Origin of the sequence: Arthrobacter crystallopoietes, assembly GCF_002849715.1 — a bacterium.
Lineage (GTDB): Bacteria > Actinomycetota > Actinomycetes > Actinomycetales > Micrococcaceae > Crystallibacter > Crystallibacter crystallopoietes.
This window is the reverse complement of sequence record NZ_CP018863.1, coordinates 1,423,708-1,448,279: the sequence shown is the minus strand read 5'-3', so window position 1 is coordinate 1,448,279 and position 24,572 is coordinate 1,423,708. Positions and strand designations below refer to the sequence as shown.

At 61.9% G+C, this 24,572-nt stretch carries 23 protein-coding genes and 1 pseudogene; 13 read left to right on the top strand and 11 right to left on the bottom strand.

All coding sequences use genetic code 11. The annotated features are described in order from the left end of the window. Positions 1-23: 23 nt before the first annotated feature. On the top strand, positions 24-1,274 hold the full coding sequence (locus AC20117_RS06925) for an ABC transporter substrate-binding protein (protein ID WP_074700351.1): 1,251 nt from the start codon (positions 24-26) through the stop codon (positions 1,272-1,274). Positions 1,275-1,443: 169 nt separating this feature from the next. Here the strand turns inward: AC20117_RS06925 and AC20117_RS06920 are convergent, their stop codons facing one another. Continuing rightward, positions 1,444-2,232 carry an enoyl-CoA hydratase-related protein gene (locus AC20117_RS06920; RefSeq protein ID WP_074700352.1) on the bottom strand — a complete coding sequence of 263 codons (789 nt, stop codon included), beginning with the start codon at positions 2,230-2,232 and terminating at the stop codon, positions 1,444-1,446. Then, a complete protein-coding gene (locus tag AC20117_RS06915; RefSeq protein ID WP_074700353.1) occupies positions 2,229-3,053 on the bottom strand; it encodes a 3-hydroxyacyl-CoA dehydrogenase family protein in 825 nt (274 codons plus the stop codon). Before AC20117_RS06915 ends, AC20117_RS06920 begins: the two co-directional genes overlap by 4 nt. Before the next feature lie 231 nt (positions 3,054-3,284). Here AC20117_RS06915 and AC20117_RS06910 point away from each other — a divergent pair, with 231 nt between their 5' ends. Genes AC20117_RS06910 through AC20117_RS06900 form a run of 3 tightly spaced genes read left to right on the top strand, consistent with a single transcriptional unit; the run spans position 3,285 to position 6,549 of the window. Beyond that, positions 3,285-4,490: an acetyl-CoA C-acetyltransferase gene (locus AC20117_RS06910; RefSeq protein WP_074700354.1), complete on the top strand. Its 1,206-nt coding sequence runs from the start codon at positions 3,285-3,287 to the stop codon at positions 4,488-4,490. Between the two features lie 41 nt (positions 4,491-4,531). Beyond that, positions 4,532-5,740: an acyl-CoA dehydrogenase family protein gene (locus AC20117_RS06905; protein WP_083339691.1), complete on the top strand. Its 1,209-nt coding sequence runs from the start codon at positions 4,532-4,534 to the stop codon at positions 5,738-5,740. A 59-nt stretch (positions 5,741-5,799) separates the two neighbouring features. Next, positions 5,800-6,549, top strand: a complete 750-nt coding sequence (locus AC20117_RS06900; RefSeq protein ID WP_074700356.1) for an SDR family oxidoreductase — start codon at positions 5,800-5,802, stop codon at positions 6,547-6,549. Between the two features lie 72 nt (positions 6,550-6,621). Here the strand turns inward: AC20117_RS06900 and AC20117_RS06895 are convergent, their stop codons facing one another. Further along, positions 6,622-7,827, bottom strand: coding sequence for an acyl-CoA dehydrogenase family protein (locus AC20117_RS06895; RefSeq protein WP_074700357.1), 1,206 nt, complete (start codon positions 7,825-7,827; stop codon positions 6,622-6,624). Between the two features lie 2 nt (positions 7,828-7,829). Continuing rightward, positions 7,830-8,915, bottom strand: coding sequence for a phosphotransferase family protein (locus AC20117_RS06890; RefSeq protein WP_074700358.1), 1,086 nt, complete (start codon positions 8,913-8,915; stop codon positions 7,830-7,832). 173 nt (positions 8,916-9,088) lie between these two features. On the opposite strand from AC20117_RS06890, the gene AC20117_RS06885 reads away from it, so the two are divergent. From AC20117_RS06885 to AC20117_RS06875, 3 genes are read left to right on the top strand one after another with little or no spacing between them, the layout of a single operon-like run. Next, positions 9,089-10,777 (top strand): class I adenylate-forming enzyme family protein, encoded by a 1,689-nt coding sequence (locus AC20117_RS06885; RefSeq protein ID WP_139186769.1) that lies wholly within the window; start codon positions 9,089-9,091, stop codon positions 10,775-10,777. A 3-nt stretch (positions 10,778-10,780) separates the two neighbouring features. Further along, positions 10,781-11,554 carry an enoyl-CoA hydratase/isomerase family protein gene (locus AC20117_RS06880; RefSeq protein WP_074700360.1) on the top strand — a complete coding sequence of 258 codons (774 nt, stop codon included), beginning with the start codon at positions 10,781-10,783 and terminating at the stop codon, positions 11,552-11,554. Then, entirely contained in the window at positions 11,547-13,610 is a 2,064-nt protein-coding gene (locus tag AC20117_RS06875; RefSeq protein WP_218928479.1) for an acetoacetate--CoA ligase, read from the top strand. Before AC20117_RS06880 ends, AC20117_RS06875 begins: the two co-directional genes overlap by 8 nt. 8 nt (positions 13,611-13,618) lie before the next feature. Here the strand turns inward: AC20117_RS06875 and AC20117_RS06870 are convergent, their stop codons facing one another. Next, positions 13,619-14,122 carry a MarR family winged helix-turn-helix transcriptional regulator gene (locus AC20117_RS06870; protein WP_158300439.1) on the bottom strand — a complete coding sequence of 168 codons (504 nt, stop codon included), beginning with the start codon at positions 14,120-14,122 and terminating at the stop codon, positions 13,619-13,621. A 784-nt stretch (positions 14,123-14,906) separates the two neighbouring features. Here AC20117_RS06870 and dprA point away from each other — a divergent pair. From dprA to AC20117_RS23235, 3 genes are all read left to right on the top strand, one after another. Then, positions 14,907-15,815: a DNA-processing protein DprA gene (gene dprA, locus AC20117_RS06865; protein WP_074700362.1), complete on the top strand. Its 909-nt coding sequence runs from the start codon at positions 14,907-14,909 to the stop codon at positions 15,813-15,815. Between the two features lie 584 nt (positions 15,816-16,399). Continuing rightward, positions 16,400-17,452: a DUF4192 domain-containing protein gene (locus AC20117_RS06860; RefSeq protein ID WP_074700363.1), complete on the top strand. Its 1,053-nt coding sequence runs from the start codon at positions 16,400-16,402 to the stop codon at positions 17,450-17,452. 189 nt (positions 17,453-17,641) lie between these two features. Beyond that, complete coding sequence (locus tag AC20117_RS23235) at positions 17,642-17,803, top strand: hypothetical protein (protein ID WP_158300438.1); 162 nt, start codon at positions 17,642-17,644, stop codon at positions 17,801-17,803. A 261-nt stretch (positions 17,804-18,064) separates the two neighbouring features. Here the strand turns inward: AC20117_RS23235 and AC20117_RS06855 are convergent, their stop codons facing one another. Then, entirely contained in the window at positions 18,065-18,406 is a 342-nt protein-coding gene (locus AC20117_RS06855) for a hypothetical protein (RefSeq protein ID WP_418202239.1), read from the bottom strand. Then, a complete protein-coding gene (locus AC20117_RS06850) occupies positions 18,381-18,638 on the bottom strand; it encodes a helix-turn-helix transcriptional regulator (protein ID WP_074700364.1) in 258 nt (85 codons plus the stop codon). The genes AC20117_RS06855 and AC20117_RS06850 overlap by 26 nt, the downstream gene beginning before the upstream one ends. A gap of 452 nt (positions 18,639-19,090) precedes the next feature. Between AC20117_RS06850 and mobC the strand changes: the two genes are divergently transcribed. Genes mobC through AC20117_RS06835 form a run of 3 tightly spaced genes read left to right on the top strand, consistent with a single transcriptional unit; the run spans position 19,091 to position 22,397 of the window. Continuing rightward, a complete protein-coding gene (mobC, locus tag AC20117_RS06845) occupies positions 19,091-19,489 on the top strand; it encodes a plasmid mobilization relaxosome protein MobC (protein WP_236777458.1) in 399 nt (132 codons plus the stop codon). A 4-nt stretch (positions 19,490-19,493) separates the two neighbouring features. After that, complete coding sequence (locus tag AC20117_RS06840; protein ID WP_074700365.1) at positions 19,494-21,134, top strand: relaxase/mobilization nuclease domain-containing protein; 1,641 nt, start codon at positions 19,494-19,496, stop codon at positions 21,132-21,134. Between the two features lie 30 nt (positions 21,135-21,164). Beyond that, the gene (locus AC20117_RS06835) at positions 21,165-22,397 is read left to right on the top strand and encodes a hypothetical protein (protein ID WP_074700366.1); all 1,233 of its coding nucleotides are present in this window, start codon (positions 21,165-21,167) and stop codon (positions 22,395-22,397) included. Here AC20117_RS06835 and AC20117_RS24210 read toward each other — a convergent pair. The 4 genes and pseudogenes from AC20117_RS24210 to AC20117_RS06820 form a co-directional block, all read right to left on the bottom strand. Further along, positions 22,394-22,456, bottom strand: coding sequence for a hypothetical protein (locus tag AC20117_RS24210; RefSeq protein ID WP_335644993.1), 63 nt, complete (start codon positions 22,454-22,456; stop codon positions 22,394-22,396). The genes AC20117_RS06835 and AC20117_RS24210 overlap by 4 nt on opposite strands. A gap of 79 nt (positions 22,457-22,535) precedes the next feature. After that, positions 22,536-22,727: pseudogene (locus AC20117_RS24205) on the bottom strand (hypothetical protein); the annotation flags it as partial. Then, positions 22,699-22,923 (bottom strand): hypothetical protein, encoded by a 225-nt coding sequence (locus AC20117_RS06825; protein ID WP_074700367.1) that lies wholly within the window; start codon positions 22,921-22,923, stop codon positions 22,699-22,701. The pseudogene AC20117_RS24205 and the gene AC20117_RS06825, both read right to left, overlap by 29 nt. 205 nt (positions 22,924-23,128) lie before the next feature. Beyond that, positions 23,129-24,553: an amidohydrolase family protein gene (locus tag AC20117_RS06820; RefSeq protein ID WP_074700368.1), complete on the bottom strand. Its 1,425-nt coding sequence runs from the start codon at positions 24,551-24,553 to the stop codon at positions 23,129-23,131. Positions 24,554-24,572 lie beyond the last annotated feature (19 nt).

Here is a 24,572-nt window from a genome sequence, read left to right as displayed (position 1 = left end):
CAGAATCCAATGGAGGATCAACAATGAGCGCATCCCGTTCAAAGCGTGTCCTGGCCGCAGCAGTGACAGCCTCGCTGGCACTAACTCTTGGCGCGTGCAGCACTAAAGCCGCCGGCGACGAGGCCGGGGGCAACACCGAGGGCGTCAAGACCGGCGCAGGAATATCCGGTGACACCATCACGCTTGGCGTCCTCGGCGATCTGACCGGACCATTCGCCGCACTGACTACTGATCACAACAGGGGCGTCGAAACCTACTGGGAGGAAGCCAACAGTGACGGCGGTGTTTGCGGCCAGTTCCAGGTTGAACTCGACATTAAGGATCACGGCTATAACGTGCAGAATGCTGTGTCGATGTACAGCCAAATGACACCGAACGTCCTCGCTTACCAAGATTTTGTGGGTGGGTCCCATACTGCGGCCATCTTGGACCAGGCGGAGCGTGACAATCGTCTGGTTGTCCCCAGCTCTTCTACCCAGCACCTCTCCGAGAGTGATGTCGTGATGGTTCCGGCGCTGCACTACGATCTGGACATGGAACTGGTCGCGGAATACTTGAGTGAAGAAGGTCTTATCAAGGACGGCGACACCGTGGGAGTCATCTATTTGGAAGGTGACTATGGCGAAAGCGGGCACAAGGGCGCTCAGGCTGCAGCCGAAACCCATGACCTGAAACTCAAGGAGTACATGGTCAAGGCTTCGGACTCCGATATGACAGCTCCGGTTAATGATGCTGTCCGGGCAGGCGCTTCTGCCATTCTCGTCGCCTCGATCCCGGCCCACACCAGTTCCGCCGCGGCCGTGCTTGAGTCCGGCAACCAGGACATCACGCTCGGAGGCTCTTGGCCGTCCTACACGCCCTCCATGCTGGATAACACCGGTGGCGAGTACCTGCAGGAGCATTTCTACGCGGGTTCGCCGTCCACCACCTACGACACTTCCGAAGGGCAGGAATTGCTCGCTAAGCTGCAGGCTAAGTTCCCCGGGGAGAAGCTGACCAATCAGGCGTCTATGGGCTATGGGTCGGCGTGGATGGTTCACGAAGTGCTTGAGGCAGCCTGTGCTGCCGGCGACCTGACGCCGGAGGGTGTTATTGCTGCGAAGAAGTCGATGGGTCCACTGGCCTCGAACGGGATTATGCCCGACATGGACTACTCCACGCCCGGTGGGTCCCCGACTAAGTCTCTGTTCATGTTCCGGATGGACTCCGAGGTTGACGGCGGACTGCGCAATATCACCGACGGGCTGTACACCAGCGACGTCCTGGAGAACTAGCCTTCAGGGACTGCCACGGAGGGGCCGGGCGATGCCCGGCCCCTCGTTTCCATTTTCGCGTTGATCCGGAGGTTCGTGGCTTCCGTCAAACTTCCGGTATCAGAAAGGGGTGCGTCCGACATAATGCCGGGTCCGCACCCCTTTGTCAGAGACCATCCAGACGGTACCTTCAGCTGCCTGTCCAATGCGGAGCGCGCTTCTCGGCGAAGGCGGTCGCGCCTTCCTTGGCATCATTGCTGGCTAGGATTGCCGGGAACTCGACAGAGTTGACGTTCCAAGCGGCCTTCTCGGTTCCTGCCCGTCCGGTGTCAAGCTGTACTGCCACTTTCTTCGTCGACTGCAGTGACAGGGGTGCGTTCCTGCTGATGGCCTTCGCCAGCTTGAGTGCATCGGCGTAGGCGCAGCCTGGCTCGGTGAGCCTGCTGACCAGGCCAAAGGCATGAGCGCGCTCGGCGCTGATCGGTTCCCCGGTCAGCAGCATGTCCATGGCCACCTTAAGTGGAAGTTGACGCGGCAGCCGTACGGCACCTCCAGCACCGGCCAGCTGCCCCACCTTAACCTCCGGCAACGCGAATCTCGTGGTTGAGGAAGCGACGATGATATCCGCCGCGAGGGCGACTTCGAATCCGCCTCCATAGGCGATTCCATCCACGGCGGCAATCACCGGCTTGGAGATGGTGCGTCCTGTGCAGCCGGCCAAACCCCACTCGCCGTATTTGCCTTGGGAATCGAATAGCTCCTCGCCTCGGGACACGGCCTTCAAATCCGCGCCCGCGCAGAAGGCTTTGCCGCCGGTGCCGCGGATGACGACCACACGCACATCGTTGTCGTTCTCTGCGCTTGCCATCGCTTCCGCGACCAGATTGGACATCTCCATGTTGACCGCGTTGAATGCCTCTGGGCGGTTGAGCGTGATGGTCATGACCTGATTCACGGTCTCCACAAGTGCGGCACTCATTTGGTGCCCTCATACTTGTAAAAGCCGCGGCCGGACTTACGGCCCAGATGGCCGGATGCCACCATGCGCCGCAGCAGTTGGGGGGAGCGAAACGTCGGGTCCCCGGTGCCCTCGAAGATCGCCCTGCCAGCGCGGTAGGCTACATCCACGCCCGTGAGATCGGCAGTGGCTAAGGGGCCCATCCTGTGGCCGAAACCTAGTTCGCAGGCCCGGTCTACGTCTTCAGGACTGGCAAGACCTTGTTCGACCAGACGCACAGCTTCGTGCATGAGCACGGTCATCAGCCGTGAGGTGACGAATCCGGCGTCGTCCCGGTTCACGACGATGCTTTGCTTACCCAGATCGGCGGCGAGGCCGAGCGCGGCCTCCAAGGTCTTGTCGCTTGTCTGGTAGCCCCGGATGATCTCACACAGGGCCATAACTGGAACCGGTGAAAAGAAATGCATGCCGATGATTTGTTGGGGGCGGGTGGCCGGTCCGGCAATTTCGGAGATGGAAATGGCGCTCGTGTTGGTGGCCAGGAGGGTCGAATCGTTGGCCTCGGCGGACAGCGTGGAGAAGACTTCTTGCTTGACCTCAAGCCGTTCAATGACCGCTTCAATGACAGCATCCGCCCGTGCCACTTGGGAGAGATCATCTGTGGGCAAGACGCGATCCATGGCCGCGTCCAGCTCGTTCCGCCCAAGCCGGTCTTTGGCGACCAGCCGCTCCAGTCCCCTGGAAATCTGGTCCCGACCGCGTGCAACGGCTGCGGAGTCCGTGTCGTACAGACGGACGGTCATGCCCGCCTGAACGGCAATTTGGGCAATGCCGGCACCCATGAGCCCGGCTCCAACAATTCCGATTTCAGAAAAGCGCAGGGGCGTTTCTCTGAAATCGCCGGTGGATCTTTCCGTTGGCAAGGGCTACTCCTATGGTCATGCCCTGCGGTGCAAGGCCATTGAATTCACATCAACTTGTCAAAATGTTGACCATTTCATGGTTGCTCAGTAATCTGCTAGAAGTCAAGCGATTATTTACCTGCGCGTGACAATGCCTTCGAAAGGAACGCCATGAACGACAACGACGCCGTGATCGTAGCTACGGCCCGGACCCCCATTGGCCGCGCTCGTAAAGGTTCCCTCGTGGACATGCGCCCCGATGATTTATCCGTACAGGCGTTCAAGAGCGCACTGGATAAGGCGCCGGGACTGGAACTGGCAGAGGTCGAGGACCTCTACCTGGGGTGCGCAGAACCCCACGATGAGCACGGTCAGAACATCGCCCGCCGCGTCGCGGTGCTGCTGGGTGGGGACGGACTGCCAGGTTCTACCGTCAACCGGTTCTGTGCGTCTTCCCTGCAGGCGACGCGCATGGCCTTTCATGCGATCAAAGCCGGCGAAGGGAATGCCTATCTGGTGGGCGGCGTTGAGTGCGTTTCACGCTACGGTGACATAGGCATGAGCGAGCATCCAGGCTTCGCGAGGGCAGCAGCGCAGGCGAAGGAAACCGCCGAATCAGGGCGGCCGTGGCAGGACCCGCGAAGCTCAAGCCGCTTGCCCGACATCTACCTGCAGATGGGCTACACGGCCGAATTCGTCGCCCGGCAGACGGGCACCAGCCGCAAGGACCAGGACGAATACGCGGCCCTGTCCCAGCGGCGCGCCCAGACGGCCATTTCCTCGGGCTTCTTCGCACGCGAAACTGTCCCCGTGGTATTGCCGGATGGCAGGGTCGTGGACAAGGACGATTCGCCGCGTGCCGGGACGACTGTTGAGGGTCTTTCCCAACTCAACCCGTCTTTCGTGCAGGACGGTACCGTCACTGCCGGTAATGCCTGCCCACTGAACGACGGGGCATCTGCTGCTGTGGTGATGTCCGCGTCCAGGGCAAGGGAACTGGGTCTGGCGTCGCTCGCCCGTATTGTCTCCAGCGGTGTTTCCGCTCTTTCTCCGGAAATCATGGGACTTGGACCGGTGGACGCTTCGGAAATGGCGTTGCGTCGCGCAGGACTGGGCATCGGCGACATGGACATTGTCGAGCTCAACGAGGCTTTTGCCGCGCAAGTGGTTCCCTCTGCACGGAAACTTGGCATCGACTTCGAAAAACTTAACCCGCACGGCGGGGCAATCGCGCTGGGCCACCCGTTCGGATCAACGGGGGTCCGCATGCTCACCACACTGATCAACGGACTTGAGACCAAGGACGGCGAGTTCGGCCTCGCCACGATGTGCGTCGGCGGCGGGCAGGGCATGGCCATGGTCATCGAACGCCTCTGACCCGCAACCTCCCCGCCTGCGCGTTCTAGAAAGGATCTATGATGACAACGTCAGCCACTATGCAGCATCGTGCAGAATTCACCGTCTTGGATGGCGATTTTTATGGTTATGAGCAAGAGCTGGAGCCACAGGAGCTCTCGGCTTTAGCCCGCATCCGCGAATACATGGACACCGTGGTCCGTCCCGAAGTCAATGACCACTGGGAACGGGCGGAATTCCCCCAACACCTGGTTGCGGGGCTTGGAGAGCTCGGGGTCCTGGCTTTCCCGTTTGAAGAGACCACGCCCTTTAGGAACTCGGCAGTCTTCCGCGGTTTTGTGACCATGGAGCTGGCCAGGGTGGACGCAGGCTTCTCTACGCTGACCGGCGTCTCCAGCGGTCTTGTTATGGGAACCATTTCCCTGCTCGGCTCCGAAGAACAGAAGGCAGAATGGCTGCCCAAGCTGGGTTCAGGGGAGGCTGTTGGAGCGTTTGGCCTGACCGAGCCGCTCTCCGGGTCCGATGCCGCCAAGGGACTGCGAACAACTGCCCGCCGCGAGGGAGACAAATGGATCCTCAACGGGCAGAAACGCTGGATCGGCAATGCAACGTGGGGCGACGTCATCATTATCTGGGCACGTGATGAGGCAGACAACCAAGTCAAGGGCTTTGTTGTCCCGACGGCCACTCCTGGTTACAAGGCGACCAAGATCGACGGCAAGTACAGCCAGCGCACGGTTCAGAACGCCGACATTGAGCTAACGGATCTAAGCCTGCCTGACAGGGCCCGTCTGCCCGGGGCCAACTCCTTCCGCGACACCGCCCGAATTCTGATGCGGACAAGGATCGACGTGGCCTGGGGCGCAGTGGGAACGGCTATTGGCGCCTACGAGACGGCCCTGGCCTACGCCAAGGAGCGGAAGCAGTTCGGCCGGCCGATCGCCAGCTACCAGCTCATGCAGGACCTGCTCGTGAAGTCGCTGAGCAACATCACCGCCTGCATCGGCATGTGCGTACGTGCATCCGAAATGCTGGACCGGGGCGTCCAGCAGGACCACCACTCGGCCATGGCCAAAGCCTTTGTTACGAGTAGGACGAGGGAAGTCGTCGCCTGGTGCCGAGAACTCTTTGGTGGCAACGGCATCGATCTGGACTATGACATCATTCGCTACTTCAACGATGCGGAGGCACTCTACTCCTTCGAGGGCACCCGGGAGATGAATACGCTGATTGTCGGGCGGCAGATCACCGGTTTGTCTGCTTTTCTCTAGCAGGGTAGGTGCAGGCGGGTGGGTTTAGTGGACAAGGAAATTAACTGAAGGAAGGTCCCATGGAACGCAGGTTTGAAGGCAAGACGGCATTGGTCACGGGTGCCAGTCGAGGCATCGGGCTGGCTGTGGCCAGGGAGCTGGTCGAGGGCGGTGCGCGGGTGGTTATCACCGCGCGTGGTGAGGAAAAGCTGCAGGAGGCAGTGCGAGAGCTCGACGGACCGGCTGTTGGGATCGCCGGCAAGGCCGATGATGCTGAGCACCGGGCACAGGTCTTTGATGCCATCCGCTCCAGGTTCGGCACGCTGGATTTTCTGGTCAACAACGTGGGCATCAATCCCGTGTACGGGCCGATGATGGACCTCGATGACGTGGCTGCCCGGAAGATCCTGGAAGTGAACGTGATCGGGGCTCTGAAAATGGCCCAGGACGCGGTTTCTGCCGGGTTGCGCGAGAGGCGGGGGGCGATTGTGAACATCGCGTCAATCGCCGGTGTGACGTCCAGCCCCGGTATTGGCATGTACGGGGTGTCCAAGGCTGCAGTACTTAGTCTGACGCGGCAGCTCGCGGCCGAATTGGCGCCGGATGTCCGGGTCAATGCCGTAGCCCCCGCCGCCGTGAAAACGAATTTCGCCCGGGCGTTGTATGAAGGCCGCGAGGCCGAGCTGACTGACAAATACCCGCTGAGGCGGCTTGGGATGCCGGAAGATGTTGCCGGACCGGTGGCGTTCCTGCTCTCCGATGCAGCAGCCTGGATTACGGGACAGACCTTGGTTATCGACGGCGGCGCAACCCTGGTAACTGCCGAGTAGAAGATCAGTATGACGAAAGCGTAATGCCCGGCGTCTAGTTGATGCCGGGCATTACCGTTGGAGGATTCGAGATCAGGCCGGGCGGAGCTGAGCCCGGCCAAGCGAAGACAGATGGACCTCATCGGGCCCGTCGGCCAGACGCAGCCCGCGGACCTGCGCGTATAATTCGGCCAGCGGCGTGTCCTGCGAGAGCCCCGCCCCGCCTAGCAGTTGGATGCCGCGGTCAACGACCACCTGGATCTCGCGGGGCACAGCAATCTTGATGGCTTGGATTTCGGTATGCGCTTTCTTATTGCCATACCGGTCCATCAGCCATGCGGTTTTGAGCACCAGCAGCCTCAGGCTCTCGATCGTGATCCGCGATTCGGCTACCCATTGGCGCACCACTCCCTGCTTTGCCAGCGGGTGGCCGAATGCCTCACGTTCGCGGGCTCTTTTGGTCATGATTTCCAATGTCCGTTCAGCCATGCCCAGCACGCGCATGCAGTGGTGGATCCTGCCAGGTCCCAGCCGCGCCTGGGCAATGGCAAATCCTTCGCCTTCCCCTTTAATGATGTTTGCGGCCGGAACACGTACGTTGGTGAAGGATATTTCCGCATGTCCGCCATGGTCCCGGTCGTCGTAACCGAAGACGCTCAGGGCGCGCTCTATTTTCACACCCGGAGTTTCGCGGGGGATGAGGATCATGCTCTGTTGGCGGTGCCGCTCAGCCTGCGGATCCGTCTTTCCCATCAGGATGAAGATCTTGGCCTCGGCGCTCATCGCCCCGCTGCTCCACCATTTGCGTCCGTTGATCACATACTCATTACCATCTCGCTCGATTGATGTCGTGACATTCGTTGCGTCAGAGGAAGCGACCTCGGGTTCGGTCATACAGAACGTGGAACGAATGCGGCCGTCCAGCAGAGGCTTCAACCATTTTTCTTTTTGTTCAGCTGTCCCGAAGTCGCGCAGCAGTTCCATATTTCCCGAGTCCGGCGCGTTGCAGTTCATCGCGGCCGGAGCCAGTTTCGGGCTGCGGCCGGAAAGTTCAGCCAAAGGCGCGTACTGGAGATTGGTGAGCCCCGCTCCGCCATCGCCTGTCAGGAACAGATTCCACAGCCCTCGGCTGCGAGCCGATTCCTGCAGCTGTCTAAGGACGGGTTGCCGCTCCCAGCGCTGCGGGTCTTCGGCCAGCTGCCGGTCCAATTCTGCCTCGGCAGGATATATCTCGGCATCCAGAAAATCCTGGACCCGGGTCAGGTATTCCTGCGTGGTCTGGTCAAACTCGAAATGCACTTTCAGATCCTTTCGGCGGGCTGGATTACTGCGGACTTTCCATCCAGGAAGCGGTGACCGGCTCGGGCCAGCGGCAGGGTCATTTCCCCAATTCGTGCAAAGCCCTCGCCTACCGTTCCCCCGCTGAGATGGCGGTAGTGAATACTTTCGGTGATTACAGCCGTCTTGAATGCGGCAAATGCCAGGTGCCAGGTCAGGTCGGGTACCGCAATGGCACGCTCAGCCGCATACGCCTCAACCAACTCGTCGAAGGCCGGGTAGCCGGCACTGTAATCGACTGACGATTCGAACACATCCGCGGTGACCGGATCCAGATACCGCATCTGCCAGTAGAGGCCAAACAAGGCGAGGTCGGTCAACGGATCACCCAGCGTTGACATCTCCCAATCGAGTATGGCGGCTACTTCCAACCGGTCGCCGTTAACGCGGACCAAGGCATTATTGAGCTTGTAATCGCCATGGACAATTGATGCCCCGGACGGTTCCGGCACTGGTGTCAGCCTTCGGGAGAGTTCCTCCAGCTCCGGCAGCTCCCGGCTGCTGGAAGCTGCGAGCTGCTTGGTCCAGCGACGCACCTGCCGCTCGAGGTAGCCCTCCGGACGACCGAACTGCTCCAAACCGACGGTGTCAGGCCGCACGTTATGTAATTTAGCTAGAGTCCTTGCCATTTTAAGGCTCAATTGGTGGAGCTGATCCGGCGTGAAGCCGCGGTTGTCATCGAGGCTGTCAAAGGGCTGGCCCCCTACTTTGTCCATGACATAGAACTGTGTCCCGACGCCGGATTTGCCATCGCGATCGTCTTCCATGAAGTGCATCCGAGGTACCGGGAATCCGGCCTGTTGCAGTGCCTGCTGGACAGTGAATTCCCGCGACATGTCGTGGGCCGTCTCCATGACATGTCCCAAGGGGGGACGCCGCAGAACAAGCTGATTCTCGCCGCAATCCAAAGCGAAAGTCAGGTTGCTTCGGCCGCCGGTCAGCGCGGTTGCGGAGCTGGGTTTACCCAGTTCGGGATGCTGACTCTGCAGCCAGGTAGAGAATCGGTCCAGATCCAATCCGGGTATCGGTCCGGTAGAAGCTTCACCCACGTCGTCTCGCTTTCATTGTGGCAGCGCACCCTTGCCCGGGCACGGAATGGTCAACGTCAAGGGCCAACTATTCATTGGCCACTACTAGCAGTTTTCGCTAAACGTCTAGTAATCTGTTTTTGATGTTACCGCACTCACATCGACCCCGATAGCGGGAACGTGGAAGGAATACCGTGAACTCCAGCTCGCCAATGCATACGGCTCCAATACTCGATGAAGAGCGGCGTGAAACCCTCTCAGCGCCGAATGATCCCCGTTATCTCACCATGCCTCAGGCGCTGGACGGCGCGGCTGCCACGTACCCAGACAAGAAGGCCCTTAGCTACTTCGGGAAAGACTTCACGTTCCCTGAGGTGCAGAGCATCTCCGGTGCGCTGGCTGCAGCATTGGCGGCGCGCGGCATAGTCAAGGGCGACCGGATCATGGTCCAGCTCCAGAGCATCCCGCAGTTTGTTTTCGTCGCATTCGCCGCCTGGCGGATCGGAGCGATCATTGTTCCTGTCAGTCCCATGTATCGCACTCCGGAAGTCCAGAAAATCGCTAGGGATGCAGAACCTGCGGTATTGGTTACGGCGAACGAGACCTGGGCTGCGCAGGGCAGGGAGAGCATCGAGGGGACCACGATCAGGACCGTGATCACGACCGGCATGGCGGATTGTGCTGGCACCGTCCCTGAAGCCTTCGCACATATCGAGGACACAGCCCGTGACGAGAACGTTTTGGATCTGTTGGAACTGGCGGATAGTCACGAAGGAGCGGCACCTCCGGAGACCTTGGTCAGTCCCGCCGACACTGCTGTCTTTACCTACACGTCTGGCACCACAGGGCCACCCAAAGGTGCCCTCACCAGCCATCTGAATCTCACATGGGCCGGGGCGGCATACCCCGAGTTCAACGGTATGCCGGGCCCTGATCATGTGGTCCTCTGTACTGCTCCTCTTGTACATATCACCGGGCTGAGCCTGCACCTGAGCTCTTGGATCAGTAGCGGTTCGACGTTCGTGCTCGGTTACCGCTTCGAGCCAAATGTGTTCCTGGATTTGATTGAGCAACAGCAGGTCACGTGGACCACCGGGGCGGCAACCGCATACATCGCGCTATTGCAGGCGGCCCGGAAACAGCCGCGCAACGTCTCTAGTCTGCAGCGGCTTGGCTCGGGCGGTGCTCCCATTCCCACGGACATGGCGCGGGCGATCTATGAAGTCCTCGGCGTGAAGCTGCAGCCGGGCTACGGACTGACGGAATCGACCGCTGCGGTGTCCAGTACGCCGGCAGACGTTGATCCGGTGATTGACCCGGATTCCGGCATCATCTCCGTGGGACTGCCCATGTTCGATACTCAACTGCGCATAGTTGATCCTGACGGTAACGAGTTGCCTGCCGGGGAACGCGGCGAAGTCTGTCTTAGAGGTAAGGGCATTATTGGCGGCTATTGGCGCAATGACGGAGCTAACCAGCAGACTTTCCGAGGTGGCTGGCTGCATACCGGCGACATCGGCTTCGTCAACGAGTCCGGCTGGCTGTTCATAGTCGACCGCACTAAAAACATGATCATCGCCTCCGGCTACAAGGTCTGGCCTCGCGAGGTTGAGGATGTGCTGTACCAGCATCCTGCAGTGCGCGAGGCCGCGGTCGTCGGCGTTCCCGATGATTACCGCGGGGAAACGGTCAGGGCCTATGTCTCGGTTGCTGAGGACGCGCAACGCCCTACGACCAAAGAGCTCATCGAATTCTGTAAAGAGCGTCTTGCCGCTTATAAGGTTCCTCGCGACATCGGGTTTTTGGACGAGCTGCCTAAGAATTTTAACGGCAAAATTCAGCACCGAGAGTTGAAGCAGATTGCTTCCAACGGCGAGGCATAGATCATGCCAGTGAATCTTGAGATTGTCGACGACGTCGCCATCGTAACGCTGGACGACCCGGAGAGCCTTAACGCGCTGGACGACCGCATGACCGCCGATACTGTTATGGCCCTGGAGAAAGTAGCCGCCGACGAGAGTGTCCGCGCCCTGGTCCTAACCGGAACCGGCCGTGCATTCAGCGTGGGCGGAAAGCTGCCCATGCTGGCGGAGATGACCGAGGAAGCGACCGGCACGGACGGCCGCGCGGTGCTGGAGGCCAGGATGCGAAGCAACGCCCGGCTGGTGGAGATTCTGCGTTCCATGCCGCAGATGAGTATCGCAGCGATCAACGGAGCCTGTGTCGGTGCGGCCATCGGTTGGATCAGCGCTTGCGACCTCCGTGTAGCGACCAGTAACGCGAAGTTCAATACAGCGTTTCTCTCTCTCGGACTGTCCTCGGATTTCGGCACCACTAAATTGTTAGCCGACGCCGTAGGGCAGTCGACGGCCGCGGATTGGCTGCTGCGTCCGCGTCCAGTGAGCGCGCAGGAAGCTTTCGCCTCGGGTCTCGTCAATGAAGTCGTCGATACCGGGATTTTGCTCCAGACCGCCTTGGACTGGGCCCGCATCGCGGTAAATTTCCCGACGGGTGTCGCTGCGCTGAAGAGCAATCTGCAGGATGCATCCAAGCTCCCGCTCGGCGAATGCCTGGAGAGGGAAACAGAACGATTCGCTCATAGTCTGACGGCTCCCGAAACTACGGCGCAGATCCGCAATTTATCCCTGAGGCGTGAATAACGTGACGGACAGAAATCACCCCGCATCGGGAGAGCCGGAATCCTTGCCGCGGCTGCTTCGCGAACCTGCCCCTGACGTATTGGAGAAGACGTTTCTGGGCGACTACTTGAGGTGGGTCCGGCAGCACCGTGGGCTGCGCTTCGGCAGCTACGAGGACTTGCAGCGCTGGAGCGTACGCGACCTAGACGCATTCTGGAGTTCGATTTGGGACTATTTCCAGATCCGTGACCACGGGAGCTATGAGCGGGCGTTGAGTGATCCAAGGATGCCCGGTGCCCGCTGGTTCGAAGGTTCCCTCATCAACTATGCGGAGAACGCACTGCTTGGCGTGGGCCGAACAGCGCCGGGGCCCAGATCCGGCGGAGACGATGCCGACACGGCTATCATCGGCATCTCGCAGACCCGAGGACAGATAGAACTGAGCTTCGCCGAACTGCAGGACAAGGTCTCCCGATGCCGGCACGCACTGCAGCAGATGGGCGTGGGTAAGGGGGACCGCGTGGTGGGTTACCTGCCGAACATCCCGGAGGCGGCCATCGCCTTCCTGGCCACGGCCAGCCTCGGTGCCATCTGGGCAGGCTGCGCCCCCGAATTCGGCGCTCAAGGTGTCATTGACCGTTTCGCGCAGATCCGTCCAAAGGTACTTTTTGGCGTGACGGGCTACACCTACGGCGACAAGCCAGTAGACCGATCCGCCGAGTTCGCCCAGATACGTGCCGGACTACCCGACCTTGAGTCAACCGTCGTTGTCCCTTACGGTCAATACAACTCAGGGGCAGCACCTGATTCCGTCGATTGGACGAAGCTTCTGAGCGAGGGAAGCGAAGCGGAAATGAAGTTCGAACAGGTGGATTTCGCCCATCCGTTGTGTGTCTTGTTTTCCTCGGGCACATCGGGCAAGCCCAAGGCGATCATGCATAGCCATGGCGGCTTCGTTGTCGAACACGTAAAGAACAGCGCCCTGAGCTGGGACTTGCAGGCAGGAGACCGCATGGTCTGGGCCACGACGACAGCATGGATGGTCTGGAATTCCCTCTTGTCGGCCTTGCTTTTGCGCGCCTCGATCATCATGATGGACGGCAATCCGATGTATCCCGATTTGGATAATCAGTGGCGAATGGCTGAGGAACTGGAACCCACTCTGATGGGAGTCAGTCCCGGGTTCATCATGGCCTGCCGGCATGCCGGAATTGAGCCAGGCTCAATGTATCGGTTGGATTCGATCCGGACTTTGGGCGCTTCCGGTAGTCCCCTGCCGGAGGCAGGTCATCAGTGGGTGCATGAGAACTTCGGCTCCGATGTTGTTTTCAATCTGGGCAGCGGCGGTACCGATGTCTGCACCGCTTTCGTGCAAAGCGGACCATGGCAGAGGGACTGGGCCGGGGAGATGTCCGGCAAATGCCTCGGCGTGAATGTGGTTGCACTCGATGACGGCGGCCATCCCGTGGAGGACGAGTTCGGCGAACTGGTGGTTTTGGATCCTATGCCCTCCATGCCCGTGGGCTTCTGGGGCGACGACGGCGATCAGCGCTACCGGGCGAGCTACTTCGAAAGATACCCATCAGCTTGGTGGCACGGCGACCGGATCCGCTTCCGCTCCGACACCGGAAGTTGCAGGATCAGCGGGCGTAGCGATGCGACGTTGAACCGCGGCGGTGTTCGGATGGGAACGGCTGAGTTCTACAACGTTCTGGAGGAACGGCCGGATGTCGTGGACAGCCTCATCGTGCACCTTGAGGAGCCCGCAGGCGGTCACGGCGAGTTGGTGCTTTTCGTGGCTACATGTGATGGAGAGTTGACGACTGAGAGACGGGCATCGATCGTCACCGAACTCCGTAACCAGCTGTCCCCACGACACGTGCCGGATCACATTGTGCTTGTACAGGTAATTCCTCGAAACAGGACCGGTAAGAAGTTGGAAATTCCAGTGAAGAAGGTGCTAACAGGCGTGCCTGTGACAGATGCGCTGAGCTTGGAGTCGCTGAGTGCGGCCGGAGCAATGGGGCCAGTGGAAAGGTTCGCCCGCCAACGGATCGCACGGCTCACTCGGGCATAACGGGGAAGTCATTGGTCCCTGCGGCCTGCCTGCTGCGGTCCCTTTTCTAGCAGCTTTTCCAACAGCCGGTTCAGTTCCGCCCGTTCATCGCGGTCAAGGACTGAAAACCACTTTTCGGAGAACCGCAATTGGTCTTGGACTGATCGGCTGGCGGTTTCTTCACCTTGGTCCGTGAACCGGATGCTAACCAGCCGCCCATCTTCCTGGTTTCCTGAAGAGCGGATGACAAGTCCGGCCTTCTCCATGCCTGCCAGAACAATCGAGACGGCCTGTCGGGTTAAGCCCGTAAACCGTGCGATGGTCCTTGCCTCCAAAGACTTGAAGACAGAAATGACATAGATGGTGCTGAAATAGCTCCAATTCAGTTTGAGCGGACGCTGAACCTCAATCTCCGCAGCTTTGACGAAAGCACCCGAGGCACGTACCAACCGCAGACCCAGCCCTAGCGAAAGCTGGTCGGCCGCTGGGGCAACGGCACGTGCATACGCATCTGCCATTCGACCGTATTCCACGGCGGTAATCTGCCTCGGGTCGCGGCGCTCAGAGTCTGTGTGGTCAAGTGGCATGAGGCTAATAGTCCCATGACTTTATTGTCAATTCATAGACAAGTTGGCCGATCTGGCGTCCCAGCCACCTTCAGGGTAGATCTAGATAAGCGCGAGGCTGTGGATGTGTCCGCAGCATATCCCGTTCCAAGGGAATGCGATGCGTGTGCAGCTGTTTTGGTGCTGCGGTTGCCAAGCGGGCACCTAACGCGTCGCCCATCATTTTTGGTGAAGGCCTGCGGAGCGCCGATAACCGCTGAACCGACGGCTTGCGCGCGGGTTGCACCCAATATGGACAGCTTTGAGCTGGGCGGTGGGCTCCACCTGCCCACGGTGGGCACAACCCGTTCCAGTATTACCGTTTCCGCTGCGCTCCAACCAGTATTCGGATCGTCCGCTTCGCGGCCGGCTGTCCGGGTGCTGCCGGTCCGTCGCAGAGCTCCTGCCCGCCAACACCTGGTGTGTCTACGACATTTTTGGCTGCTGTCCTGACGGATTGTACGTGTCCGCTCCAGCCCGTCCAGCCCCTCCTACGTCGGGGCCTGCGGTACGGGAATTTCCCTAAGGCGCTCCTTCGTCGCTGATTTCCTCCGGGAATTTCCCACCCCTTGCCCCAAAGGGGTGGACAGGCTTCCGTCGGCCACAGCTCCGCAAGCTTCGCCAGCAGCCAAAACAACGGGGGAGAGGGGAAGCTGGCCGGTCACCGTGACTGCCCCCGCCCACCGGAAATCTTCAGCAAAGGACGAAACCCATGAATGATGACCGCACAGCACGCGCCGCACTGACCCGCCTGTTCGAACCCGGCGACACCGTGGGCCTGGCGTTGGTCGCCAAGCACGGTGCCTATGCTGCCCTGCGAATTGCTATCGGTGCCCGCCCGGCCTACCCGTTCGCAGACGTCACAGCCGGGGAGCTGGCCGCAGCCCTGGACCGGTGGGCGCCGCGCATCCAAGGGCTGGACGCTAACGCGGATCTTGCCGCCATCGAACGTCTCGGCGGCGGATTCCTGACCCCGGACGACCCGCAGTGGCCCGCCGCATTGAGCGACCTCGAGGCCCCGCCGCTCGGGCTCTGGTACCGGGGAAACATCACGCACGGTGTCCCCGCCCCGGCGCAGTGCGCCGCCGTGATCGGCTCCCGCGACAGCACCGCCTACGGGGCATCCGTGGCCGGGGAAATGGCCCACGGGCTGGCCCAGCGCGGTATCTGCGTCATCGCCGGCCTCGGCTACGGTATCGACGCCCAAGCGCACAGGTCGGCACTGGCCGGACACCAAGGCAACGGCCCGGCAACCATCGCCGTTGCAGCTGGGGGACTGGACCGGGATTATCCTGCCGGGAACGCGGACCTTGCCGCGGCCATCCGCGAAACCGGTTTGACGCTCTCGGAACTGCCGCCGGGATCCGCACCGACCCGATATTGGTTCCTGATGCGTAACCGCCTCATTGCCGCACTTGCTGGTGTGACCGTCGTGGTGGAGGCACGCTGGCGCTCCGGTGCCCTGAACACGGCCCACCACGCAGAAAACCTGGGCCGGCAGGTTGGGGCTGTACCGGGCAGCGTCTACAGCGCCAACTCGGCAGGATGCCACCGGCTGTTCAAAGAGGGCAGCGCCGTGCTCGTCACTGGCGCGGCCGACGTCGCGGAACTGCTCGCCTAGCTGGAACCCGCGGTGGCCGGCCCCTTGGGCCGGTCACCGCGGGCGGTCCGCCGCAACGGGACGGCTTGTCCTGGTGGTTGCCGGCGGCTGACCGCCATCCCGCCCAACATCATTAACAGAGGAACCGTGGGGAGCGCGGCCCGCCGCCCCTCGTCGGGAACCCTGGGTGAAAGCCGGGGTGCTGGTGATGAGGCTCGCGGGGCTCGCCGGGGACGCGGATCGTCCGCTGGCGCGGCCGGCTGTGAGGTCCGGGCGCGCCGTCGCAGCGCTCCGGTCGCCCTGGCCCTTGTTGTGTCTACGACGTTTTTTGCTGCTGTCCTGACGGATCGTACGTGCCCGCTCCACACCGTCAACCGGCTGCGCCGGCCGCGGCCTGCGGGATTTTCGTCCGGCGCTCCTGCGTCGCTTATTTCCTCCCGAAATTCCCTTGAGTCCTTGCCCTGCGGGTTGAGCAGTGACTCCGACGGGCACAGCTCCGCAAGCTTCGCGAGCAGGCAAAAAACAACCGGGGGAGAGGGGAAGCTGGCCGGTCACCGCGACTGCCACCGCCACCCGGAAATCCTCAGCAAAGGACACGAAAACCCATGAACAACAAGATCAAAGCTACCGGTGCCGCCGATATCCTCAGCTACGTTCCGCACACGCTCGGCTTCCAGCCGCAGGACTCCATTGTGCTGGTCACCCTGACCGGGGCACTGCTCGGCGCGACGCTGCGCATGGACGCACCGACACCGGGCAGCGATGTGCGTTCGTTCGCTCAGACGCTGACCTCTTACGTGTGCAAGGACGAGAGCGCGGACGCCACCTTGTTCATCGTCTACAGCGACGACACCACCCCGTCCGGTGTCCGTCCCCACGCGGCCCTGATCGACGCCCTCCGCGAAGAGCTCGAGACGGCGGGCATGCCGATCCGCGACGGCTGGATTGTCACCGCCGGCGGGTGGGCGACGTACGCGTGCGAGCCCGGCTGCGAGGTCCCGGACTGCACCGGCTGGCAGGACACGGCGCTGATCGAGAACAGTCTCGTGAGCGCGGAAATGATCTACCGCGGATCCAACCCCGGCACCACCGAGCACGCACCGGCCCCGGAGTTCAGCAGCTCCACCGGCAACGCGGACACCATCGACATCCTCACCGGGCATTACACGGTAACGGATCCGGTCGACTTCACCGCCGAGCCCATGCTCACCGCCCGCCACGCCTTCGACGCCGCGATCGGCAACGGCGGACAACCCGACGAGGACGAAGCGCTCGAGCTCTGCGCGGCGTTCCAGATCAAGGCGGTCCGGGACCGGCTGATGGCCGACATCATCGACACCAGCGACGACGAAACCATGTTCGGGAAAGTCATGATCGGCCTGGCGGAGACGGCGCCGGACTGGGGACGGGTCGATACCGCGGAGCGGTTGCTGGTGCACCTGCTGCGGTTCACACCGGGCGCCTACCGGGCGCCGCTGTTGACCGGGTTGGGCTGGATCAACTGGTACAAGGGCAAGGGCACCCCAGCCACCCTGTACACGGACAAGGCCCTCGCCGCGGATCCCGGTTACCGGCTGGCGGAACTGCTGCGCAAGTTCTACAACATGGGCATCCTGCCCCGCCCGGCCCTGAACAAGGAAACCGCCTACAAACACTAACCATATGAGGACGGCCCGCCCGCCACGGGTGGGCCGACCCCGTTTTGCGGAAATCCGTCGGCCGGCTGCCTCCTCCGCTGCGCTCCCCCGGCAGCCGGCCGACACGCTGGCGCGGGCGCAGCCCCTAACAACCGAGAGGGAGTCCGGAGTGCCAGACTGGAGTGAAACCACTCTGAAAGGCCTTACCCTATGGGACCCGATTACCGGCGGTCCGCCGCCGACGTCGACTACCGCCAGGACAGCAGAACGCACAGCACCGCAGAAGATCAGTTGGAAGCATTTAACATTCACAGTGCCGGTCTTTCCGGCCCCATCGATGTGGCGTGGAACGACCGGGAGGACGTCCCCTAACCCTGACCACAAAAGAACATTGTGGCACCCAAGGATAGCCTGCACAGTGCCAGCGTGGCCGTTAGAGTTCTGCAGAGTAAGACCACTGGCCCGGGCGACCGAAACACAGATGCAGCGGCGAGGCTGCACCCAGGATTTTCCTTTTGCTGAGGGAAAAGCAGTAAGGACCAGCAAACGCTGGTCCTTACTGCTTTTAACTGCCCGGAACAAGACGCCGTCTGCACCTGCCGGCCGGCATCGGGCGACTGAATCTACTGAGGGTTAGGCGGGCATCGATGCGCCCGCTTGTGCGTCGGTTGCCGGAGGTGCGGGATGGTTTTTACGGGCGGCGTTGCGTTTGGTGGCGGCGGGGTTTTCGAGCCCGAGTTTCTTGAGTTCTTCGGGTGTCCAGCCGTCTTTGGTGGCGCGGACGTAGGCTTTCTTGCTGTCGCGTTCGGCGTCCGCGAGCTGGTCCTTGAGGTCGGCAACGCGTTGCCTGGCGGTGACGAGTCCGGTGACGGACACGATGCGGGAATCGAGCAGGCGGCGGGCCTGCTCCTGCGTCTTTTCGATGTTGAGGTTAGAGATGTCTTCGAGCTTAACCGTTCCATCGGACGGTTGCATTGCTGCCGCCGTTGTCGCCGGGCAGGACAACCTGGTCCATGAGCTTTCCCGCAGCCTGGTCCGCGTGCTGGGTTTGGTGGTTGATCCAGTCGTCGATGTCGGCGGGGTAGTAGCGGATGCTGCGGTGTCCGAGGGTGAAGTATTCGGGCCCGGTGCCCTGGCGCCGCCACTGCGCGAGCCGGGTGGGGATGCCGTAGTGCTGCTGCACAACGGCAAGTGCGATGAGTGCCATGGTGAGTTGCTCCTGACTGTTTTTTTGTTTGGATGCCCGTTCCTTTCGGCACGTTTGTGTCGACTTGCCCGCGAAGTGAATTGGCAGGTCGGAGTCCGGGGGTCCGTGGAATACCGCAGGGAGCGCCAGCGAGCGAGGATATGCCGCGAAAGCCGCCGGCGCAGACTTGCCAAGAGAAGGGCGGGCAGTACACTCAGCAGCCGAAACGGAACGGCTTCAGCCGTTCAAGAGAACCCCCGGTCCGCGCAGCAGATCCGCATGGGTACAACCCCGCACGCCACCACGGCATCGAAGGTGCGTCCACGGAAGTCGGCGGAGCAAGCTATACACTTACGTACCCGTAAGTGATGAAACCTTTCGACAATTCTTGCCGAGTCGGGCACACTGGGGGTGTGGTCCCCGGGGAGCCGGGGTCGCTGCGCTGGGCATTTCGGAAGAGCGTTGGAAGGGCGGTGAAAGCGTTGGTTGAGGAACCGGTCGAACGGGGTCGTCTGGGCAAGCGGCGGCGGGAGAACGCACCGGCGGGGTCGAAGAAGCGCCGCACCGTGTGGGTGACAGCCGAGGAGGAAGCCAGGCTCATTGCCCGGGCGGCGCGGGAGCGGGTGACGGTGCCGAACCTGCTGATGTCCGCGGCCCTGTCCGAATCATCCGAGACGCCGACGCAGCGCAAGGCCGCGATGGCCGAGCTGATGGCCCTGCACACCCTGCTGGCGCGGGTGTCGAACAACGTGAACCAGATCGCGAGGCACGCCAACGCGGGGGAGGACTTCCCGCAGGACGCCGCCGCGGTACTGGGGTATGTGCGCCAGGTCGCGGGGCGGATCGACCGGACCATTGAGGGGCTGATGTAGCCGGATGATTCCGAACATTACCCGCGGCTCCCGCATGGCCGGGCTCATGGTGTATCTGGCGTCCACGGATGCGGATAAGACGAAGAACGCGCACACCGACCCGCACCTGATCGCCGGCGACGCCGCGATCATGGCGTGGTACGACGACGGGGCCCTGGACCATGCCGACGCGCTGGCGATCGCGAAGCACCTGGACCAGCCCCGCAAGGCCTACGGCGTCGAGATCCGGCAGAAAGACTTCCGCTGGGACCAGGCAACAAAGCAGCGCATAGAGAACGGACACAAGCAGGCCGACGTGTGGCACTGCTCCCTGAGCCTGCGTGCCGAAGAAGGCGCCCTGACCGACCAGCAGTGGAGTGACATCGCGAACGACTTTGTCGACGCGATGGGATTCACCGAGACCGGCGGCAAAGCCCAGTGCCGGTGGGCCGCGATCAACCACGGCACCAGCGAAAACGGGAACCACCACATCCACATTGCGGTGTCCCTGGTCCGCGAGGACGGCACCAAGGCCTCCACCCACGGCGACTACAAACGCGCCCAGAAAACCTGCCGCGAACTCGAAACCAAATACGGCCTCGAGCAGCTCTCCACGGTGCACGCCAGCCGTGGCTACGAGCGCGCCGAGAAAGCCACGGCCATCCGGGAGGAGCGGGAGATGCACCGTGCGTCGCTGGCCCGTAAGGTCCGTGCCAGCGCCGGCGCCTCCGTGACGGAGGCGGAGTTCGTCCGCCGCGCCCGCGACACCGGACTCTTGGTCCGCCCGCGTTACGCGAAGAACACCACCGACGTCATTGTCGGGTACTCCGTTGCCGAGCGGCCGAAACCGGGGGAGCGGCCTATCTGGTTCGGCGGCGGCAGCCTCGCCTCCGACCTGAAGCTCGGTGCCCTGCGTGAAGGATGGCCGGACTCGCCGCAACTCGCGACTGAGGCCGCGGCGGAGTGGAACGCCGCTGCCCGCAACAAGCGCAAGGTGTCCAGGACCGGCCCGGAGAACGCGGTACCGCCGGCACAGGCATGGGTGGACTACACCCGCAACGCCACTACCTTGGCGGACCGGCTCCGCGCTATCCCGCGTGATGATCACGCCACATGGGCGAAAGCCGCCCGGGAAGTATCCGGCGCCTTCGCGGCATGGTCCTACCGGCTCGAACCGACGCCCGGACCGCTGGCGGCCACCGCCGCTGAACTGTCCCGCACAGCACAGCTCCGGTCACCCAAGCAGCATGGGAAGCCCGTCGCTCTGCCGTCCATAGCCGGGACCGCGATGTTGTTCATGGCAGCGTCCAGCCACGACAAGACGGCAGCGCAGACGGCCCTCATGGTCCAGCTGATCAACACCGCCTTCGCCGTGTACGAAATGCACGCCCAATCCGGACGAACCCGGGAAGCCCAGCGCATCCGTTCAGTGGTCGAAAACCAGCTGGCCCCCTTCACCGCAACGATGCCCAAGGCCGTCCCCGCAGGAGCAGAACGGCAGCCAGCCGAAGCGGCTACGGTGCCGCCGAGGGCCGTGGATATTGCGCGCCGCGGCATGGCCCCCATCCGTCCCGGCTCCGTGGTGCCCACGACGCCCACGCCGGCGACACCGGCGAAGACCTATCAGCCCAGCCGCCGCGACACCGCGCCAGGCCTCGACCGATAAAAAACACGTCACTAGTGCAAGGAGAACACCTTGAGTGAAGCAGACGGCATCGACGACTTCATGGACAACAGCATGCGGCAATCACTGCTGATCGCCTCACGCATCGCCGAGACACTGGCACGCCGCCGGCAAGAGGCCCAACGACAACAGGAACACCAGGACGCCCAGGCAGCGCACGAAACCCAGGCCCGGGTCGCGGCCGAACGCAGCGCAGCACACGCGGCACTCGCCGCCGTACACAAGGATCAGTGGTGGGAGAAGGCGAAGCCGGCCGACATTGCCGCCGTCCACGCTGTCGCTGAGGGCTGGAAAGACCAAGACCCCACCGCCCTGGAAGCGTCGGAGAAGATCCGGCATGAAGTCCTCGCCCGGTACGGCATCGACACCCACGACGTCGGCCCGGACACCGCCTACCTCGAATCCGGGATCGAAACCATCGCGACCGAAAAGGCCCGGCAGGATGAGCTGGCGCGCAGCCAGGAACAGACCCGCAAGGCCGCCGCTGAACATGAAAAAGCCATGCAGCTGCTCGCAGCGGCCCGCGCCGAAGAGCTCCGCTCACAGGCCGGGAAACTCGCCCCTGAAATGGAGCGCCACCAGGTTCCCGTTGAATACCTGGCCAACCCCGAGCTGGCACAGGCCCTGCAGCGGGCCCACAACGCGAAAACCCCCACAGCCGTAGCTGCCGCAGACGCCGAAGTGAAGGAACGCATGTTCCTTATTGGCAAGGACGGGATCCACGGTCCCGATATCGACCAGCTCCGCAAAGAAACCACCGCGAACGTCAGCGGTGCCGACGACTCGCACTTCAAGGATCCCGCATTCGTACAAGCAGCCAAGGAAATGCACGAAACCAAGCTCCTGGCAGAAGCCGGATTCACGGGATCCCAGCGGGCGTCAATGGAACAGCGGTACGAACGAGCCGAAAAGGAACTCTTCGACCGCCTCGAAGGCATCGGCCGCGAGATCGAAAACCGCGTCACCGGCAACGCCAGCAACCGGCTCCAAGACCACGGACTGAAAGCAGAAACCGAGTCAGCCGCCGGCTACGGCTCAGCCGCCCACCACGAGGCGTTTGCCGAGTCTCTGGGGAACAGCGGGGCGAACGAAACCCAGGTCCGGGGTCGCCTGGCCGCAGCCCGCAGCGAAGGCACCCACCCCAGCACGGCCGTCGCCATGGGCAGCCGCGCGGCCAAGGCCCGAAAATCCCATTCAGGGGCAGCAATGGGTGCTGAGCGCGGCAAGGGCGGACTGTCCCGCTAGCGGGGGTCCAGAAGAATAGTCATCTGGTAACCAGCGTGATCTTTCCACCAGAGACTCATTCCTGTTGCACCGTCCAGGCGGAGGTGCTCCCAAGCTCCGCCACAGCGCTTCTATTCGGGAGACCGCTTCGGGGTGGAAGTACCACTCGATGCACCACGGGGCCGAGCGGCCGTCGACGCTGCGCTCAAAAGTGGGGCAGCAGTTCGTGCAGGAATTCTTCGGCTGAGCCGTAGACACGAGGCATCCGAGGCGACTGGGCCGTCGCTGGGTAGGCGATACTCGCAGTCGGGCATCAGCAGCTTCAGGGGCCGATTCGGCTGATGTCGCCATCATCCACATGTAGAAGTCTCCGGTCGTTGGTGCCGCTTTCTCGTATCCAGATAACTTCCAGATGCAGGGCGATTTCATCCACTCGTCCTCTCAGGAGGAGCCCGGAACGGCCGTATGCCTCGATTTCATCGCCTGGTTCCAGGCCTGCCGCATCGACGAAGCGGCGGAACCTGGAATCGGCGGTGTCACACTCCATGTCGCGTCTCCTCGATTCTTCCCCGTTTTCAGATGTAGCGGGTTCCGGTTAGCTGTTTACGGGTTCCGGTTTGTTTAGCAGTGGCGAACGGAACGAGCGGATGAGTCGGTGTTTGCTTCTGAAGACCCGGCGAGCAGGCAGCAAGTGCTCTGGAAGTGCCCTTTCCTCGAACTGATTCGGCGGCTGCAAGTCAGAGCAATGTGGGTCAGCAGGCGGGCCTGTTCAGGACATCGCTGGAAACACGCTGCTTGAGCATCGTTCCTTGTGGCGGGGATTTCAGTTGGCGGTCTTCCACGATTACTTGCCCTCGCAGAACTGTCATGCTCGGCCAGGCTGCTACCCGGTAGCCTTCCCATGGTGTGTAGTCAGCCTCGTGCAGGTCGGATGCCTTGATGGTGCGATCGACCGTAGTGTCGAGGATAGCCAGATCAGCGTCGCTGCCCACGGCGATAACGCCTTTTTGGGGATACAGCCCAAGAATCTTTGCGGCGTTAGCCGAAGTGATGTCGACGAAACGAGTCAGATCCAGACCTCGTTTCGAGACGCCTTCCGTATAGGCAACAGCCATCCGCATTTCTACACCGGCGTGTCCGCCGGTTGCGTCAAGGATGGTCTGCCCGCGGGTTTTAACGTCAAAGTCTGTACATACACCGTCGGTAGCCAGTGTGCTCAATGATCCATCGAGCAGGGACTCCCACATGGAATCGCGGTCATTCGATGATTTCAGCGAGGGGTAGGTGTGATAAATTACCCCGTTTTCCTGCCGGTAGTCCTCCGCGGTGAAGTAGGCGTAGTGCGGCAGTATCTCCCCATAGACAGGTTGGCCGTTGCCCCTGGCCTCGCGTATGGCGTCCACTCCTTCGCGGGCGCTGACGTGCATCAGGTAGATGGGTGCCCCGACATGGTTGGCGAGGGTAATCGCACGCTGGAAGGAGAGTTTCTCGGAGAGATTGTTGTGTGCATGGTGCATGTATTCGATGCCGGTTTTGCCTTGGTGCTGCAATTTTTTATAGGAATACATCACGATGTCATCGTCTTCAGCGTGGACGGCGAGCATGGCACCTGACGCTGCTGTCTGTTCCATCAGCCCCCACATGTTGCCAAGGTCTGTCTTCTGCCGCGGGCGCGTAGGGGTGGTGTTGGTCATCCATACTTTGTAGCTGCCGTGGCCATTGGCGACGGCGTCCGGAATCTGCTCGAGGACTTCGAAGGGAATCTCCGGTTCCTTGAAGGTGCCGTGGAGCGCGTAGTCGGTGTACGTGGTGCCCTGCCATTCCGCTGATTTGCGGGCGAATGACTGGGAAAGTTCGTCGCCTGGCTGCCAGTGGGCGAAATCGACCAGCGTTGTCGTACCTCCGTAGATCGCGCCCTCACTGACGCGGTCCGGCCCGAAACACATGATCCCGCTTTCGGCGGCGGTGGGCAGCACGGAGTTGGTATGAACATGGGGGTCGACCCCGCCGGGAACCACGAGCTGACCCTGGAGGTCCACTACACGAGTGGCTTCGAGCAGGCTGGCGTAGCCGCTCGTCTGGAGGGCGACGATTTTTCCGTCGGAAATGCTGATGTCCAGACGCTCGGCGCCGGAGGCTGTGACCACAATGCCGTTTGTCAGTAAGAGATCGATCATGGGATTTCTTTCACCTTCG

Excerpts from the sequence above, each read along its gene's own strand:
- AC20117_RS06850 (WP_074700364.1), bottom strand. The coding sequence starts at position 18,638 with ATGGCACTCATCGCACTTGCCGTTGTGCAGCAGCACTACGGCATCCCC.
- AC20117_RS06820 (WP_074700368.1), bottom strand. The coding sequence starts at position 24,553 with ATGATCGATCTCTTACTGACAAACGGCATTGTGGTCACAGCCTCCGGC.
- AC20117_RS06900 (WP_074700356.1), top strand. The coding sequence starts at position 5,800 with ATGGAACGCAGGTTTGAAGGCAAGACGGCATTGGTCACGGGTGCCAGT.
- AC20117_RS06880 (WP_074700360.1), top strand. The coding sequence starts at position 10,781 with ATGCCAGTGAATCTTGAGATTGTCGACGACGTCGCCATCGTAACGCTG.
- dprA (WP_074700362.1), top strand. The coding sequence starts at position 14,907 with ATGAATGATGACCGCACAGCACGCGCCGCACTGACCCGCCTGTTCGAA.
- AC20117_RS06825 (WP_074700367.1), bottom strand. The coding sequence starts at position 22,923 with ATGGAGTGTGACACCGCCGATTCCAGGTTCCGCCGCTTCGTCGATGCG.
- AC20117_RS06915 (WP_074700353.1), bottom strand. The coding sequence starts at position 3,053 with ATGGGTGCCGGCATTGCCCAAATTGCCGTTCAGGCGGGCATGACCGTC.
- AC20117_RS06840 (WP_074700365.1), top strand. The coding sequence starts at position 19,494 with ATGATTCCGAACATTACCCGCGGCTCCCGCATGGCCGGGCTCATGGTG.
- AC20117_RS06905 (WP_083339691.1), top strand. The coding sequence starts at position 4,532 with ATGACAACGTCAGCCACTATGCAGCATCGTGCAGAATTCACCGTCTTG.
- AC20117_RS06925 (WP_074700351.1), top strand. The coding sequence starts at position 24 with ATGAGCGCATCCCGTTCAAAGCGTGTCCTGGCCGCAGCAGTGACAGCC.
- AC20117_RS23235 (WP_158300438.1), top strand. The coding sequence starts at position 17,642 with ATGGGACCCGATTACCGGCGGTCCGCCGCCGACGTCGACTACCGCCAG.
- AC20117_RS06855 (WP_418202239.1), bottom strand. The coding sequence starts at position 18,406 with ATGCAACCGTCCGATGGAACGGTTAAGCTCGAAGACATCTCTAACCTC.
- AC20117_RS06860 (WP_074700363.1), top strand. The coding sequence starts at position 16,400 with ATGAACAACAAGATCAAAGCTACCGGTGCCGCCGATATCCTCAGCTAC.
- AC20117_RS06920 (WP_074700352.1), bottom strand. The coding sequence starts at position 2,232 with ATGAGTGCCGCACTTGTGGAGACCGTGAATCAGGTCATGACCATCACG.
- AC20117_RS06910 (WP_074700354.1), top strand. The coding sequence starts at position 3,285 with ATGAACGACAACGACGCCGTGATCGTAGCTACGGCCCGGACCCCCATT.